Raw genomic sequence first — 14,518 nt, 5'->3', positions numbered from 1 at the left:
GTCGAGTCACCCGACAAGGTGCGCGCCATCAGCAGCTTCTAGCCAGCGTATATGACAGATTTGCCAACGTCGCTGATAAAACACCTCAAAAAGATCAAACATTTGAATATCAGAAATCAACAGGACACGATTGGTCGCAAGATCCGGCTCTGCTACCAAGGAGCCGATGACGACACGCCGGAAAACCTCAGCCTTGTTCATCCTGATCGCCAGCGGAACCGTTCTGGGCATTGCCGGGACCGATCTGGTGCTTCCGGCCGTCCCGAGCCTGCCGGGGCAGCTTGGAGGCAGCATCGAGGTCGCCCAGCTCGTACTGGCGGCTTACGCGTTCGGCACGCTGGTCGGGCTTTTGACGTTCGGCGAACTCGGCGCGCGGTTCGATCCGCGCAAGCTGCTGATCTGGTCGCTTGCCCTGTTCGGGCTTGCGTCGCTTGCATCAGCGGAAGCTCCTTCGATCGAATGGCTGATTGCCTTGCGCTTTGCTCAGGGCGCCTTCGGCTCGGGCCCTGCCGTCTTCGCGCCCGGCTTCATCCACGGCCTCTATCCGCATGACAAGGCGGCCGCCGCCATGGGGCGGCTCGGCTCCGTCGAGTCCCTGGCGCCGGCGCTCGCCCCGATTGCGGGAGCCTGGCTGCTGGAATTTGGAGGCTGGGAGATTTCCTTCGTGCTGCTGGCAGCGTCGGCGGCGCTGATAGCAGCGGCCGTCTCCTGGCAGCGTGCCGCTTTCCCGCGGCCCCAGCAGATGGAAGATCATCACAGCTATCTCTTCATTCTGAAGAATTTCGAATTCCTCTTCTACGCGCTGAGCCAGGCCCTGTCGCTCGGCGCACTCCTCGTCTTCGTCTTCGGCCTGCCGGCCGTGCTCACCGGCCCGCTCGACAGAGGGATCGAGGATTTCGTCATCCTGCAGGTCTGCGGCATCGCCATGTTCATCCTGGCCGCGAATTCTTCCGCGTGGCTAGCCGCGAAATTCGGCACGCTCAAGATAATCCGCACAGGCACGGCGATCATGCCCTGCGCCTTTCTGGCGATCTTCGCCTATGCGCTCACGGGCTCGGGCAGCCTTTACGTCCTCGTCCCGCTATGGGCGGTTTTGAACCTCGGCTTCGGCATCCGCGCGCCGATCGGCTTCCATCGGGCAATATCGGCTGCCCGCGGCGATCATTCGCGCGCAGCCGCGATCGTCATCGCCGCTATCCTCGGCATAGCGGCACTGGGAACGACCGCCGTCGCCCCATACATCTCCGTCGGCCTCTGGCCGCTTGCGTTCACCGGCGCCGTGATCTCGGCTCTCGCACTGCTGTCGCTGGTTCCGCTGCGGGACGTCGATTGAAGTCGCCACCGGCTAATCTGTTCGTGTTGATGCAATCGACGACGCTGGTACGTGACTCGCCGGCACGGTATGCGTGAATGCTGTTCCCGCAGGATCGCGGCCGCGGTTTGGCTGATCATGACACCCAGCAAAGGAAAAGACATTGCGCCCTACGCAACCCGAACACCTTCAGCGGATACTGATCTTCGGAAATGGCGGGACAGGCAAGACCCGGCTTGCACGTGAGATAGGGGCGATCATCGGGCGCTCTGTCATTCATCTCGATGATCTGCGCTGGCTTCCCGGCCACTACGGCATCGCGAGAGACAATAAGCTTGTATTCGACGAAGTTGTCGAAGCCGGAAGAGCCGAGACCTGGTTGATGGAAGGGGTGTATGGCTGGCTGGCGAGCGCGGTCCTGGGTCGGGTGACGGCCCTGATCTGGATCGATCTTCCGGAGGAAGAGTGCATTGCCAATGTGAGGGCCAGGGGCATTCAAGGCGGTGGCAGTGAGGCAGGTCTTCTGGAGCTGATCGAATGGGTGAGAGATTATCGCCGGCGGGAGAACTCTTCGACCTGTTACGCCGGACATGCGAAGCTGTTTGAAGCCTATGCCGGTTCGAAAGCGATCCTCAGGAACCGGGCCGAGATCAGTGAATATGCGCAGAGTATACGGGCGATGACAGCATAGGGCTACGGCCGACGCGCTCTGGCTAAGCCAAGCTTTTCCATCTGGCGCAGAAATCCAGGAATGCTCTAAGCTTCGGTAGCGTTCGCGCCTGACTAGGGAAGTAGATGAAGAAACCCGGCATCATCGGCATGAAGTCTCCCAAGCAGTGCTCCAGCAATCCCTGCTTTACAAGCGGCTCGACATTATCGACTGTGTTATAGGCCAGACCGACACCTGAAACGGCGGCAGACAGGCTTGGTCCTGACCCGTTGACGATCAACGGCCCCTTTACGGCGATCTCGAACTCCCGCACGTTGCCGGCAGCGCCGAGCTGTTCCTCAAATGCCCATCGGTAAATCCCGCCGCTGGCCAGCCGGAAATTTATGCAAGCGTGCTCCGCCAGTTGCTCGGGGCGTTGGGGCTTCCCGCGCTTTGTAAAGTAGGCGGGTGAGCCGACCACGGTCATCGCCGAGGGCCGGGTCAGGCGTACGGCTACCATGTCCTGCGCTATGGTCTCACCTATGCGGATGCCCGCATCATAACCTTCAGCCACGATGTCGACGAAGCGGTCATCTATGGTCAGCTCCAGTTCAATATCCGGATAGGCGGCGGCGAAGCCGGGTAATACCGGTTCCAGAACCGGTTGGGCCACCGTCGGGAGATTCAGGCGCAGCAGCCCTGCGGGTCGAGTACCCAGAGCTTGCGCTGCGTCGCAACCAGCAGCGATCTCAGCGACACCTGCTTGAGCATGTTTCAAGAGCAGCGCCCCTGCCTCAGTCAGGCCTACCGAACGTGTGGTACGGGTCAGAAGGGGTGCGCCGACACGCCCCTCCAGCTGCTTTATGGTCCAGCTGATAGCCGCCGGCGTGACGCCCAGTTCCAGCGCCGCCGCCGTGAAGCTCCGCTTCTCCGCGACTCTCGTGAACGCCAAGATGCCCTCAAGCAAGTCTGCACGCATTATCAAATCTGCCTTATAAGATACTCAAGAAATCGGCATATTATCAAACAAGACATTGGAGCGCATCTTTCCTCATCATTAATAGGAGACATGGATGGCCGCTTCATCTATCACCCGCCGCGCATTCGGCCTGTCGGTTGGAGCGGCGACCCTGTTCTCCCGTACTGGAGTTGGCATGTCTCAGACCCTGAGTGCGCGTCGCGCAAAAATTACACCATTGACCGTCAGCTTTCCCAGCGGCGACAGCTATGTGGTGGCCCATCTCTACCTGCCTGAAGGCCACGATCCTGCCAAACGGTATCCGGCTGTGGCCGTGGGTGGTTCATTTACCTCCGTCAAAGAGCAGATGGGCGGTATCTACGCGGGTGAGTTGGCGCGTCGTGGTGTGATGGCAATGGCCGTCGACTATCGGAACTACGGACAGAGCGGCGGCGCCAGGCGGCAATACGAGGACCCCGCCTCCAAGGCCGAAGACTTGTCAGCGGCGCTGCGTTTTCTGGCAGGCCGCTCGGATGTGTCCGGAACAGGGCTCCTTGGGATTTGCACCTCTGCTGGGACCGTCCTCTACACGGCAGCCGAGGACGCCAACGTCGGTGCTGTAGCGACTGTGGCGGGCTTCTTCTCCGAGCCAGACCTGGTAACGGTAATCAAGAAGGGACCGGAGGTCGTCGAACGCCTGAGGGCCGACGGCCGTCTCGCACGACAGATTTACGACGAGACCGGTGAGATCAAGACTATCCTGGCCTACCACAATACCGATCAGACGGCGGCGAGCGTCAGCCCGAGCCAATATTACCTGGATCAGACGCGTGGTGGCGGCGTTCCATCCTGGCGTAACGAGTTCGCTGTCATGGCTTGGGAACCATGGATCGATTTCGATCCTGTATCTCGGGCTCAGCAGGTCACCGCGCCGACGCTCCTGATCCACTCCGATGGTTCGGCTTTCCCGGACCAGGCCCGTAAGGTGTACGGGCTGCTGGCTGGACCCAAGGAGCTGCAGTGGGCCGAAGGTGCTCACTTCGACTTCTATGATCAGGACGACGCGGTACGCGACGCCGCCGACCGCGTTGCTGTGCATTTCCGTGTGAAGCTTGGTTAAGCTTCATTCCGGCTTTCGCGCCTCCGCAGGATTACGGGCTAGCTGTCGTTCGGCCGAAACATGCCGCCCCATCGGCTTGTCGAAATATCTCGAGGGATCATTGCGAAGGTCCTTAAGTTCGGCTTCGATGAAGCCGGTATCTCCGATGCGCCGCGGGTCGGGCGACCAGCCCTTCGCCAGCGCCGCTTCATATCCCGAGAGCTTCTCAAGGTCAGGTGCGACCAGGATCGCGCGTCCGTCCAACATTCAAATTCCAACAAACTTGGCCAGGTCTCAGCCGCGGTTCAGCCGATACTACCCGTGCAGCCTCTTGCCGCTTGTATCTGACGCCGAAACTCGGAGCGCCACCAAGATCGCGACGTGGACGATACCAGGGGAGCTCATTTTCCGACATGACGCTCGATCGGTTCGGCCAGGTCGATCCAATGCGGGCGATTATCCCACCAATGAACATGATCCGGCGCAGGAAAGGACGGATCGGCGAATGTGCCACCCGCAATGACGACAGTGCCGGGAAAATATGTTCCGGATTTCGAAAATCCGCCCCCACCACAGATCGAGCAAAAAGCCTTCATCACCTCAGGTCTGGTTTCGCCTTGCGGAAACCAGACCGAGTATTCTCCGGAGATGATCCGGACATTTTCCTCTGGGAACCACACATTATGCGCAAGTGCGCTGCCGGATGCACGCTGACAGCGCGTGCAGGTGCATACGTGGTTGTGCACAGGATCGCCATCGACCTCCAGGGAAAGAGCGCCGCAGGTGCATTTCGCATGATAGATGGGCATAGGGGCCTATTCCGTGTTTACCAGCGTCTGTCGATCCTACGACGCCGGAATCGACGAGGTCTATCATAAATTTGCCGGGGCCTAGGGCTTGGCCGTCAATAGAGCGACTTCCTGTAGTCGTGTCCGGGCCGTCTGAGCCGTTTCGCCGGAACGACAGGCCCTGTCGAGGCCAGCCGGATAGCCGTCACCGGCACGGACCTGTTTCAGGTAACACTGTGTCCACAGCGCTGCGATGGCTTCGCCAGGTCCCGCGTGCTATTGGGCATCAGCCGAAGGAGTTCCCGACATTGCTTTCGCTTGAGACCGTCATCACGTTTGCCGCCGCAGCAACTATTCTGTGCTGGGTACCGGGTCCCGATAATCTGTTCGTGCTGATGCAATCGGCAATCTACGGCCGGGGCGTCGGGCTGTCGGTGACGGCGGGCCTGTGCGTCGGCCTCATCTTTCATACGGTCGCCGTGTCGCTCGGTGTCGCGGCAATTTTCCAGACCTCGCAATTTGCCTTCGACGCTTTGAAGTTCATCGGTGCCGGCTATCTGGTCTACCTCGCCTACAAGGCCTTCCGGGCAGTGCCGGACGAACTTGAGGCCGGAACCGCGAAAGTGAAGCCGATGTGGCAAATGATGGCGCGCGGCGTCGTCATGAATGTCACGAACCCGAAAGTCGCGATTTTCTTCCTTGCATTCCTGCCCCAGTTTACCTCCACCGCCAACGGCAGCATCGTTTTCCAGATGCTCCAGCTTGGCGGCATCTTCATCCTCTGCGCCTTCACCTCTTTCGCCGTCATCTCCCTGCTCGCAGGGTCGATCAGCGCCTGGCTGAAGCGCTCCGACAGAAGCCAGGTCATCCTCAATCGCGTTGCCGGCCTCGTCTTCGTCGGGCTGGCCGCGAAGCTCGCAACAGCTCATCGCTGACGCAGCCGTGCCTGGCAGATGAGGAGATCAGGAATTCGCTTTAGGCGCGCTCCAACGGAAGGCCCTGTCGTTCAATAGAGCGACTTCCTGTAATCGTCCTCGAGCGCGTCATCGATCTTGCGCATTTCGCCGTCATCGGCGGGAGCGCCGGTCGTCTGATCCAGGATGATCTTTGAAAGCGAGGGCATCTCGCTGCGATCCTGAAAGTGCTCCGGGTCCCACAGATGCGAGCGCCTGAACGCCTTGGCGCAATGCAGGAAGACTTCGCCCACCTTGACCAGTATCGCAAGCTTCGGCACACGTTCGCCGACCCCCATGTCGTTGAGGATCTCAGGATCGGTTACGAGCCTGGCCTCGCCGTTCACGCGAAGCGTGTCGTCAAATCCCAGAATGATGAAGAGCAGCCCAACGCTCGGATTGCTGAGAATATTGGCCAGCGTATCCAGCCGATTGTTGCCCGGGCGGTCCGGGATCGCCAGCGTCTGCGGATCGAGGATTTTCACGAAGCCGACTGGGTCGCCGCGAGGGCTGACATCGGCTTTGCCATCCTGGTTCTGGGTGCCGATACACAGGAACGGCGATCGCCTGATGAATTCCTGAGCGTGCCTGTCGAGTGCGCCCATGCATTTCTGGGCTGCCAGGGTATGCGTTGGCTGAAACAGCGCTCGAAGAGCCTGTTCATCCCTCACGATAAATTTTGGATCGACACCGAACTCCGTCATTCCATTTTCCTCCCGCAGCCCCTTCGGCCGGTCACGCCCTCTGTGATGTACGTACCTCAAATCCAGGGCGTTCGTCAAGGCGCGGTATCATGGATCTGACCTGCCCTAAGGTCCCGCCTCCCGGTCCCGTCCTCCAGTCATCCCGCCGGTGATATCAACTCGATGGTCGGGAAATAGAAGCGATACCGGCCAACATCGCGCGTCAGCACCGGCAGCTTCTGAACCGCAGCGTGCGCACCGATGAGAAAATCCGGCAGGACACCGGTGCGGGACCCGCCGGCGCGGCGATACTGTGTGAATGCTTTCCCTGCCAGAAACAGCGCAGCGCTAGGGAAAGGAGCCAGGATCAGCTGCGCTTCATCGATAAACGCATCAAGATCCTCGATGCGTTCGTAGCGGACGGCAAGTTCGGCATAGATGATATCATTGATGAACAATGGACCTGCGAGACTGGCTGCTTCGAGCTGCTCTATCGACCAGTCGGCCCAGACCGGGTCGTTCGTTACGAGGTCGAGCAGGACATTGGTATCGACAAGCGTCACGTCTCACCGCGGGTGAGCGCCATGATCGCATCCGTGTCTAGGCCCGTTCCGGCATGTCCGCGAAGCTGCTCGAAGCGGCTGGCCGGCTTTTTCCTGTCAGCGCGCGTCAGCACCACGCTGCCATCTGCAGCCCGATGAAAGTCGACCTTGCTTCCAGGCGTGATCCCCAGCAACTCGCGAACCGCTTTCGGGATCGTCACCTGCCCTTTTGCCGTCACCGTCGTGGCCATGATCGCAATCCTGTAATACCGCTCCACAATCAGGTATTACTTTTTGCATTCGGTTTCAAGTTCGGCTCGTCAGGCGGCTACCTTCAGTCGCTATTCAGCACCTGCCGACTACGACTTGCTTTGCAGCGCTTCCCCGCCCCGAACGATGAGGTCGTAAGCATCATCAGGCGTGAACCGGCTCTCGTTCTTCAGCCACCAGGAGGCATCGGTCAGGGCGACAAGAGCATCTGCCAGACGATCCGCCATTTTTGCCATTTCGGCGTTCAAGGCGTCGAGCTCTTCCTGCGTTGCGGCGTCGCCTGTTATGCGGTTCTCCGCAAACCTCTGAAACGTCGTGCCTGCAGTGCTGGCGGCAACCGTCATGATTTCTCCCGCATCGTGACATTGTTCGGTGTGCCCTACCAGCGCGGGCAGATCGAAGACCTCGTAACGAAAGGAATGGAGTTCCAGCTTGCCGTCCGCTCCCGGCTTGCCGGGTACGGCATATTGCTCGGCCTCTATGCTCGGCCTGCCTCGGGTCATTGTGGGCTCCTTCGTCTGCCCGAGGGAAAGTAAATGCGCTCTTCCTGCACGGCAAGCAAAAGCCGTCTTCTGCGGCAGTCGAGTGACGGAAGCGTCATTGCGGTCACCGCCAAGTTCCCTATTCTGCGAAATTGCAGAGTCAGGAAAACAGGTCCCGTTTCAGCCAGGAATTTACGACAAAAGGAATGAAAGAATGCCGATCATTTTTGTTCGCGTTTTCTGGAGCATCTTCTGGCGCTCTATCGTTGTCTTAGCGCTGAATGCCGTCATCACCTACGGAATATACGCATCGGCTTATTCCCTGTTTGTACAGACTGAGTTTTCCGTCAAGTTTCGGCTGTCGCTATCGCTCCTGCCGGCTGCCATCATATTTGCAGCCTTGGCTGCGCAATACAGTCTCGTTCGAAACCCCTTATTCGAGCGCCGATCATTGCTGTCATCATCGCAATGGCGACAGACCTACCTCGGATTATCCCTGTGCGCATTCATCAGCGTGATAATCATCGGCGCGAGCGCATCGCTCCTGGACACGGAGGCCTGGTTGTCTCTTCGGTCATTGCTGCCATTGGCATTGTTCTCGATCTTTTGGGTTGGAGCGGCCATCTGGCATACGCAATCCATATATAGCCGTCGCGCGTCACAGAGCATGGGCAGACAGTCCTGAGGTTCGGCGGCACCTGCTCCTTGCAAGAGCTGCATAGCAGCCTTCGGAACAAATCAACGCGCCCATGAACACCTCATGCACGGAACAGATTGGCGGCCATATAGTCGACGAAGGCCCGCACCTTGGGTGACAGATAGCGACTGGTCGGCCAGAGGACTCTGAAGGTCCCCGTATCGTCAAGATGATTGTCCAGCAGCCGGACGAGCCTGCCTTCGGCTATCTCCGACGCCACGGCGAAGGGCGGCAGGCATGTGATGCCGAATGAGCGTTCGGCAAGGTAGATCAGCGGCTCCAGCGTGCTCGCCACCGTGGTCACCGGCAGATCGAGCTTGAGTGCAACGCCGTCACGCGTGAGCGGCCAGGGCTCCAGCCTGCCGGAATTGGCGAAGCGGTGGTGTAGGCACCGGTGCTCGAGGAGGTCTTCGGGCACATCAGGATGGCCTGATGTCGCGAGGTATTCGGGCGAGGCCACGATCACGTGCCGGAATGTGCCGAGCTTCCGGCTCATCAGCCGCGTATCCCTGACCTCTCCCGTGCGGATGACCGCATCGAACCCCTCCTCGATGACATCGACGAGACGGTCGGTGAAATCGAGATCGAGATTGATCTCCGGATAGGCGGCCATGAAGGACGAGATGGTCGGCATGAGAAGCATGCCGGCGAGCGGCAGGCTGACGCGCAACTGGCCCCGCGGCACGGCCTGCGATCTCGAAAGTCTCGCCCGTGCCTCCTCATATTCGGTCTGAATGCGCCTGCATGTTTCGAGGAAGAAGCTGCCCTCCTCCGTCAGCGCCATGCTGCGGGTCGAGCGGTTGAACAGGCGCACGCCGAGCTCTTCCTCCAGCCGCGCGATCGCCTTGCCGACCGCCGAGCCGGAGATTCCAAGCCGATGCCCGGCAGCCACGAAACTGCCGGCCTCCGCGACCTGAACGAAAATGCCTGAAGTCCCCAGCCTATCCATTGCGGAAAAAATGTCCGATCTGTTGAGAATAGCGGCCCATTTCTCCGATATTTCCCGTCCGATATCCAGACCTTGCCGCGGCCATTTCGTCCGTGCGCCTCAAATGGAGATCTTCATGACCACCAAAGCGATCGCCGCCTTTGCGGATGTCCCCGCCCCCACCACCTTCATCGTCAACGTCATCCATGCCCATCCCGGAAAGCAGGAGGAAGCCTTCGAGATCATCCAGGACGTGGTGCATTACGTCGCCGAGCGGAAGGAAGGTTTTCTCTGGAGCAGCCTGGCGAAGAGCACCGACGGCCTGACGGTCGTCAACATCGAGGCGATCCAGGAGGCCGGCAATGTCGGCGAGTTCTTCTCCGATCCGGTTTTCGCCGAAAAATTCAAGCGGCTGAACACGGTCTCCAGCAGCGAATTCCACACCTATACGGTCGCAGACCTCGTGCTCCCGAAGCGCGAAACGGCTGGGTGAGCCATAATGAGCGGGTTCATTTCCGAACGGAATGTGCCCGGCCGACAGAAATCCGGCGGAGGGAACTTCCCTTTGCCGGTGCTGACTACGCTCACGCACTCCAAAGACTTCGGCGACAATTACGCCTCAGCGGCACCGCCGGCTTGCGCGTGAAGTGATAAACCTGCTCGCATCATGGTGGTGATAGCGCAAACGACCGGGGACCGGCAATTTCTGAACCGCGACATGCGCGCCAATGAGAAAATCCCTCGCGGTGGACTTCGCGATCAAGCGATTCACAGGAGCAGCTAGCGGTCTCGGCAAAACGTACTCCCACCCTCAAAAACCTCCGCAAGCACCCGCGTTCCCATATCCGCCTCCGCCTCCGAAAGCCCGGAAAATCCGAGCAGCAGGCGCGAGCGATCCGTCGAAACCACATTCATCCGCGACAGCGGCATCACCACGACACCCTTTCTCAACGCCGCAGCGGAGACGGCGGTATCGTCGTCCCAACTGCCTGTGCTTCGAACCGTCAGATTGATCCCCTGATCCGGCAACAGCACCGCCACATGCTCCGCCAACCGCTCGCCCAGAAACCCAGCCAGCATATCACGCGAGGCCCTCAGCCGTTCCCTCAGTCGCCGCAAATGTGCCGGAAAATAGCCCTCCTCCAGAAAATCGGCGATCACCCGTTGCTGGAAGCTCGGCGGGCAGCGGTCGACGGCGGGGCGTACGGCGCGGAAGACGGGCACGAGATCGGCGGGGACCACGAGATAGCCGATGCGCAGGCTCGGCAGCAGCGCCTTGCTGAAGGTGCCGGTGTAGAGGACACGATTGGCCTTATCGAGGCCGTGCAGCGAGGCGATCGGGTGACCCTGGTAGCGGAATTCGCTGTCGTAATCGTCCTCGATGATCCAGCAGTCGTTCTCTTCGGCGTAAGACAGAAGCTCGAGACGGCGCGAGAGCGAGAGGACGGAGCCGACCGGATATTGGTTAGAGGGCGTAACGTAGAAGGCGGCGGGCGGCGGCAGCGTGCCGTCCAGCAACCTGTTGATGTCGATGCCATCGGCGTCGACCGGCAGGCCGACGACATCGATGCCGTTCAGGACAAGGCATTGCCGCGCCGGCGGATAGCACGGGTCTTCGACGACGGCCGTATCACCCGGCGTCATCAGCACGCGGAAGGCAAGGTCGAGCGCCTGCTGCGTGCCTGCCGTAATGAAGATTTGCTCCGGGCTGCAGCGCACCCCGCGCGAGACGGCGAGATGCGCGCTGATCGCCGCTCTCAGCGCGTATTCGCCCTGGATATCGCCATAACCTTCGAAGGCGTAGTTCATATGCCTTGTGGCAATGCGATTCAAAAGCCGCGCCGTGCGTTCGTCATGGGCGATGCGGCCGGTGACGAATGGCAGGGTCTTCTGCGGCTCGAGGCTCGGTCCGCGCGTGAGGATCGCGGTTGCGGCGGCCGATACGCTACGGCGGGTCGGCTGCATGCTGGCACCATCAGAGGGATCGATGCGGGCAGCCCCCTCGGGAATGGATGAGGCGATATAGGTGCCGGAGCCATGGCGCGCCACGGCAAAGCCTTCGGCAATCAGGATTTCATAGGCCTCCGCAATGACGCCGCGCGAGATCGCCCATTCCGCCGCCGCAAGCCGCGTCGAGGGCAGCCGCTGCCCGCCCGTCAGTCGCCCCTCGGCGACGGCGTTGCGCAGCGAAAGATAAAGCTGGCGCGGCAAAGGCGCGACGGAGGCAGGATCGATCGACGGCCGGAAAGCCGCAGACGGTCCCTCGCGTCGTCTTCTCGGCGTCATGAAACCTCCCCAATAGCCGACTCAAGTGGCCCATCTACGGCGGACAAAGTGGCTCTTCATGTGAGCATAAAACTGCATTTATATTGAGCCACTTTCAAGCAGAATCGCATGTCTGATGGAGACGACATGAACCCAGTAAAGCTCGACGTGCCCTATTTCAGCCAGTGGGAAACGCCCGAGATGACCCTGCCTGTGCTGGCCGAAGGTGCCGCCGCTCTGCACCGCGATGTCAGGTGGCAGAATTCCGGTGCCGAGACGATTGAGGAATATGCGCGCTGGGCGGTGAATGTCTGCGGCATGGCCTGCCTGAAGATGATCCTGGCCGCCCGCGGCGAGGCGCATCCGATCCTCTCGCTCGCAAGGGCCTGCACCACCTATGGCGGCTATATCGTCAATGAGGCCGACGCCTCGATCAAGGGGCTGATCTATGCGCCCTTCGTCACCTTCGTGCGCGAGCGCTTCGGGCTTTCGGCGGATGTGCGCACGCAGGTGCCGTCGGAAGGCATTGCCGAAATCCTCTCCTCCCATCGCTTCTTCATCGCCTCGGTCAGCAGCTCGATCCGCTGGCCGGAGCGCGAGCCGCCAGGTAAAGGCGGCCATCTTGTGCTGGTGACGGCGGCCGATGAAGGCAGCGTGCGCTTCCACAACCCTTCCGGCCATGAGCGCGCCACCCAGGCCGATGTCACCCTGCCGCTTGCCACTTTCGACCGCTTCTTCGCTAACCGAGGCATTGCGGTCAGCTTCTGAAATTAGGAGAATTCCAATGAGCCCTTCCCAGACCAGGCTGCGCATCGCCGTGCTCTTCGGCGGCCGTTCCAGCGAGCACGATGTTTCCATCATGTCGGCCACCAATGTGATGCGCGCGCTCGATCCGGAACGATATGACGCCCTGCCCGTCTTCGTGAGCAAGGACGGCCGCTGGCTGCAGAGCCGCTTTACCGATGGCGAACTCGACAAGCCGGAAACGGGCACTGAGCTCTGCCTCGTGCCCGGCGGCCATGGCCGAATGCTGGCGATCGCACCGGATGGTAAGGCCACTGAAGCCGGCAGGGTCGATATCGTCTTCCCGGTGCTGCATGGCCTGCATGGAGAGGATGGCGCCGTTCAGGGCCTCTGCCAGGTGGCGCGCGTGCCGCTCGCCGGCTGCGGCATCCTCGGCTCGGCAACGGCGCTCGACAAGGATATCGCCAAGCAGCTCCTGAAAGCGGCCGGCCTGCCGGTGGCCCGATCGCTGACGCTGGATCAGGAAAGCCCGCCTGCGCTGGAAACGCTGGAAGGCGCGCTCGGCCTGCCGCTCTTCATCAAGCCGGCCCGCCAGGGCTCCTCCGTCGGCGTGCGCAAAGTCTCGGGCAGCCAGGAATTCGCCCCCGCCCTATCGGAAGCCTTCAGCCATGACCGCAAGCTCATCGCCGAGGAATTCATCGCCGGGCGCGAGATCGAATGCAGCGTGCTCGAAGACACGAAGGGCGGCCTGTTCGTCTCCCGCCCCGGCGAGATCGCGCCCGCCGAAAGCCACGGCTTCTACAGCTACACCGCCAAATATCTCGACGAGAATGGCGCAGCCCTGAAAGTGCCCGCCGAGCTTCCCGCCGACGTGGAGGAAAAGATCCGCGACATGGCCGCCCGCGCCTTCCGCGCACTCGGCTGCGACGGCATGGCCCGCGTCGATTTCTTCCTGATGGAAGACATGCGCTTCGTCGTCAACGAGGTGAACACCATTCCGGGCTTCACCGATATCAGCATGTATTCCAAGGCCATGGCCGCGAGTGGCGTGGCCTATGCCGAGGTCATCGACCGGCTGGTGGAGCATGGACTGGCCAGAGGGGGTTAAGAGAACGCCCTGAGGGAACACCCGCCCCAAGAGTTGAGGCGGGGTCTTCGATCGCTACCGACCGGGTTGATCCCTGACTGAATGGATCGGGACAATGGCCAACAGATTACCGCCAGATCGCCGATAGGCGTAAAAATGCATCCTCCATTTGAGGGATGCGCAAAGACTTCCAAGTTTGCAGTCTGAATAAAATGATCCTGCCTGCTTGGAGGCAAGTATGAACGACTTAAGGAAGCTGCGAACTACTCTTGCAGCTGCGACGAATATTTTTTCCGCGCCGGATCTTCGGCAGCGTGGGGCAAAAGTGCAAAAGATAGCTCGGCGATTGGGTGCAACTCCAGCGGGGTTTCTACTCCACGGAATTGTGGTTCTAACCACTTGCTTTTTTAGCGTGACACCTGGCTCCGCGCAGCAAAGGCCTGGCGAAAGTTACGATGAATATATTGCCAGGCACGAGCGATGCGTCGCTGAAAACATGATGCCCGATGGGTGGCTGAACTCCACAGGTGTCGACAAATGTGAGCGGGGAGACGTGGAACCCCCGAGAGCCCCTCGCGAGACGCGGAAGGCGCCGAACACCCTTCCGAAGAGGAGCCAGGACACCGGCAACCTCGCCGATACGGCGAAGGTCGATCCTGCCTGGGCCGGCGACACCCGCAAGCGCATTTCCGGCAAGAAGGACGATACCGTCGAAGTCGCGGAAATGGTGAACAACGCGCCCTATGGCGACGGCAATTGCCAGCTGTTCAGGCCTCAGGCCAACCGCGGCAAGATCGATTGGGACTGGGTCACGGTCACAAATCGCTGCTCCTATCCGGTCGGAATTTTGGCCTGCTTCTACAATCCCGGGCAAGAACGCGACTGCCTTCCAGGCGGCAAGGGTTCCTGGAGCCTCATCAATCTCGGCCCTCGTCAGAGCGGAACGACTGTTGCGACTGTGCCGCGGATGCCTTGGCTCGTGAAAGGCTGGGTCTGCAACATGACACCGATCAAGCACAACCGGATGCTCTGTGTTCTGCCGAAAAGCTATAACAGATGAC

At 60.5% G+C, this 14,518-nt stretch carries 19 protein-coding genes; 9 read left to right on the top strand and 10 right to left on the bottom strand.

The window, feature by feature from the left end; all coding sequences use genetic code 11:
• Positions 1-6: 6 nt before the first annotated feature.
• Positions 7-201 (bottom strand): hypothetical protein, encoded by a 195-nt coding sequence (locus H4W29_RS20375; protein WP_192730824.1) that lies wholly within the window; start codon positions 199-201, stop codon positions 7-9.
• On the opposite strand from H4W29_RS20375, the gene H4W29_RS20370 reads away from it, so the two are divergent.
• Both H4W29_RS20370 and H4W29_RS20365 read left to right on the top strand, forming a co-directional pair.
• Positions 167-1,333 (top strand): MFS transporter, encoded by a 1,167-nt coding sequence (locus H4W29_RS20370; protein WP_192730535.1) that lies wholly within the window; start codon positions 167-169, stop codon positions 1,331-1,333. The two genes, H4W29_RS20375 and H4W29_RS20370, sit on opposite strands and share 35 nt — an antisense overlap.
• A gap of 142 nt (positions 1,334-1,475) precedes the next feature.
• Complete coding sequence (locus H4W29_RS20365) at positions 1,476-2,003, top strand: P-loop NTPase family protein (protein WP_246517264.1); 528 nt, start codon at positions 1,476-1,478, stop codon at positions 2,001-2,003.
• A gap of 22 nt (positions 2,004-2,025) precedes the next feature.
• On the opposite strand, the gene H4W29_RS20360 is transcribed toward H4W29_RS20365, so the two are convergent.
• Positions 2,026-2,940, bottom strand: coding sequence for a LysR family transcriptional regulator (locus H4W29_RS20360; RefSeq protein ID WP_192730534.1), 915 nt, complete (start codon positions 2,938-2,940; stop codon positions 2,026-2,028).
• Between the two features lie 94 nt (positions 2,941-3,034).
• Here H4W29_RS20360 and H4W29_RS20355 point away from each other — a divergent pair, with 94 nt between their 5' ends.
• A complete protein-coding gene (locus H4W29_RS20355) occupies positions 3,035-4,039 on the top strand; it encodes an alpha/beta hydrolase (RefSeq protein ID WP_192730533.1) in 1,005 nt (334 codons plus the stop codon).
• Positions 4,040-4,042: 3 nt separating this feature from the next.
• On the opposite strand, the gene H4W29_RS20350 is transcribed toward H4W29_RS20355, so the two are convergent.
• Both H4W29_RS20350 and H4W29_RS20345 read right to left on the bottom strand, forming a co-directional pair.
• The gene (locus H4W29_RS20350) at positions 4,043-4,285 is read right to left on the bottom strand and encodes a hypothetical protein (protein ID WP_192730532.1); all 243 of its coding nucleotides are present in this window, start codon (positions 4,283-4,285) and stop codon (positions 4,043-4,045) included.
• A gap of 134 nt (positions 4,286-4,419) precedes the next feature.
• A complete protein-coding gene (locus H4W29_RS20345) occupies positions 4,420-4,827 on the bottom strand; it encodes a GFA family protein (protein WP_192730531.1) in 408 nt (135 codons plus the stop codon).
• Positions 4,828-5,114: 287 nt separating this feature from the next.
• On the opposite strand from H4W29_RS20345, the gene H4W29_RS20340 reads away from it, so the two are divergent.
• Complete coding sequence (locus tag H4W29_RS20340) at positions 5,115-5,741, top strand: LysE family translocator (protein WP_192730530.1); 627 nt, start codon at positions 5,115-5,117, stop codon at positions 5,739-5,741.
• Positions 5,742-5,812: 71 nt separating this feature from the next.
• Here the strand turns inward: H4W29_RS20340 and H4W29_RS20335 are convergent, their stop codons facing one another.
• The 4 genes from H4W29_RS20335 to H4W29_RS20320 all read right to left on the bottom strand — a co-directional run bounded on the left by H4W29_RS20335 (position 5,813) and on the right by H4W29_RS20320 (position 7,757).
• The gene (locus H4W29_RS20335) at positions 5,813-6,463 is read right to left on the bottom strand and encodes a pyridoxamine 5'-phosphate oxidase family protein (RefSeq protein WP_192730529.1); all 651 of its coding nucleotides are present in this window, start codon (positions 6,461-6,463) and stop codon (positions 5,813-5,815) included.
• Positions 6,464-6,600: 137 nt separating this feature from the next.
• Positions 6,601-7,005, bottom strand: coding sequence for a type II toxin-antitoxin system VapC family toxin (locus H4W29_RS20330; protein WP_192730528.1), 405 nt, complete (start codon positions 7,003-7,005; stop codon positions 6,601-6,603).
• Positions 7,002-7,235: an AbrB/MazE/SpoVT family DNA-binding domain-containing protein gene (locus H4W29_RS20325; RefSeq protein WP_192730527.1), complete on the bottom strand. Its 234-nt coding sequence runs from the start codon at positions 7,233-7,235 to the stop codon at positions 7,002-7,004. The genes H4W29_RS20330 and H4W29_RS20325 overlap by 4 nt, the downstream gene beginning before the upstream one ends.
• A gap of 108 nt (positions 7,236-7,343) precedes the next feature.
• Positions 7,344-7,757, bottom strand: coding sequence for a hypothetical protein (locus tag H4W29_RS20320; RefSeq protein ID WP_192730526.1), 414 nt, complete (start codon positions 7,755-7,757; stop codon positions 7,344-7,346).
• Positions 7,758-7,950: 193 nt separating this feature from the next.
• Between H4W29_RS20320 and H4W29_RS20315 the strand changes: the two genes are divergently transcribed.
• Positions 7,951-8,421, top strand: a complete 471-nt coding sequence (locus tag H4W29_RS20315; protein WP_192730525.1) for a hypothetical protein — start codon at positions 7,951-7,953, stop codon at positions 8,419-8,421.
• 73 nt (positions 8,422-8,494) lie between these two features.
• Here H4W29_RS20315 and H4W29_RS20310 read toward each other — a convergent pair whose 3' ends face one another.
• Positions 8,495-9,382, bottom strand: a complete 888-nt coding sequence (locus tag H4W29_RS20310; RefSeq protein WP_192730524.1) for a LysR family transcriptional regulator — start codon at positions 9,380-9,382, stop codon at positions 8,495-8,497.
• Between the two features lie 115 nt (positions 9,383-9,497).
• Here H4W29_RS20310 and H4W29_RS20305 point away from each other — a divergent pair, with 115 nt between their 5' ends.
• Positions 9,498-9,854, top strand: a complete 357-nt coding sequence (locus H4W29_RS20305) for an antibiotic biosynthesis monooxygenase (protein WP_192730523.1) — start codon at positions 9,498-9,500, stop codon at positions 9,852-9,854.
• 287 nt (positions 9,855-10,141) lie between these two features.
• Here H4W29_RS20305 and pdxR read toward each other — a convergent pair whose 3' ends face one another.
• Positions 10,142-11,647 carry a MocR-like pyridoxine biosynthesis transcription factor PdxR gene (gene pdxR / locus H4W29_RS20300; protein WP_192730522.1) on the bottom strand — a complete coding sequence of 502 codons (1,506 nt, stop codon included), beginning with the start codon at positions 11,645-11,647 and terminating at the stop codon, positions 10,142-10,144.
• Between the two features lie 126 nt (positions 11,648-11,773).
• Here pdxR and H4W29_RS20295 point away from each other — a divergent pair, with 126 nt between their 5' ends.
• The 3 genes from H4W29_RS20295 to H4W29_RS20285 all read left to right on the top strand — a co-directional run bounded on the left by H4W29_RS20295 (position 11,774) and on the right by H4W29_RS20285 (position 14,517).
• Complete coding sequence (locus H4W29_RS20295) at positions 11,774-12,394, top strand: cysteine peptidase family C39 domain-containing protein (RefSeq protein ID WP_192730521.1); 621 nt, start codon at positions 11,774-11,776, stop codon at positions 12,392-12,394.
• Positions 12,395-12,410: 16 nt separating this feature from the next.
• The gene (locus tag H4W29_RS20290) at positions 12,411-13,478 is read left to right on the top strand and encodes a D-alanine--D-alanine ligase family protein (RefSeq protein ID WP_192730520.1); all 1,068 of its coding nucleotides are present in this window, start codon (positions 12,411-12,413) and stop codon (positions 13,476-13,478) included.
• A gap of 532 nt (positions 13,479-14,010) precedes the next feature.
• Positions 14,011-14,517 carry a hypothetical protein gene (locus tag H4W29_RS20285; protein WP_192730519.1) on the top strand — a complete coding sequence of 169 codons (507 nt, stop codon included), beginning with the start codon at positions 14,011-14,013 and terminating at the stop codon, positions 14,515-14,517.
• The last annotated feature ends 1 nt before the right edge of the window (position 14,518 follow it).

The sequence above is a fragment of the Rhizobium viscosum genome, from assembly GCF_014873945.1.
Taxonomy (GTDB): Bacteria; Pseudomonadota; Alphaproteobacteria; order Rhizobiales; family Rhizobiaceae; genus Rhizobium; species Rhizobium viscosum.
Note: the sequence above shows the minus strand (reverse complement) of the source record. Positions and strands in the feature narration are given on the sequence as shown.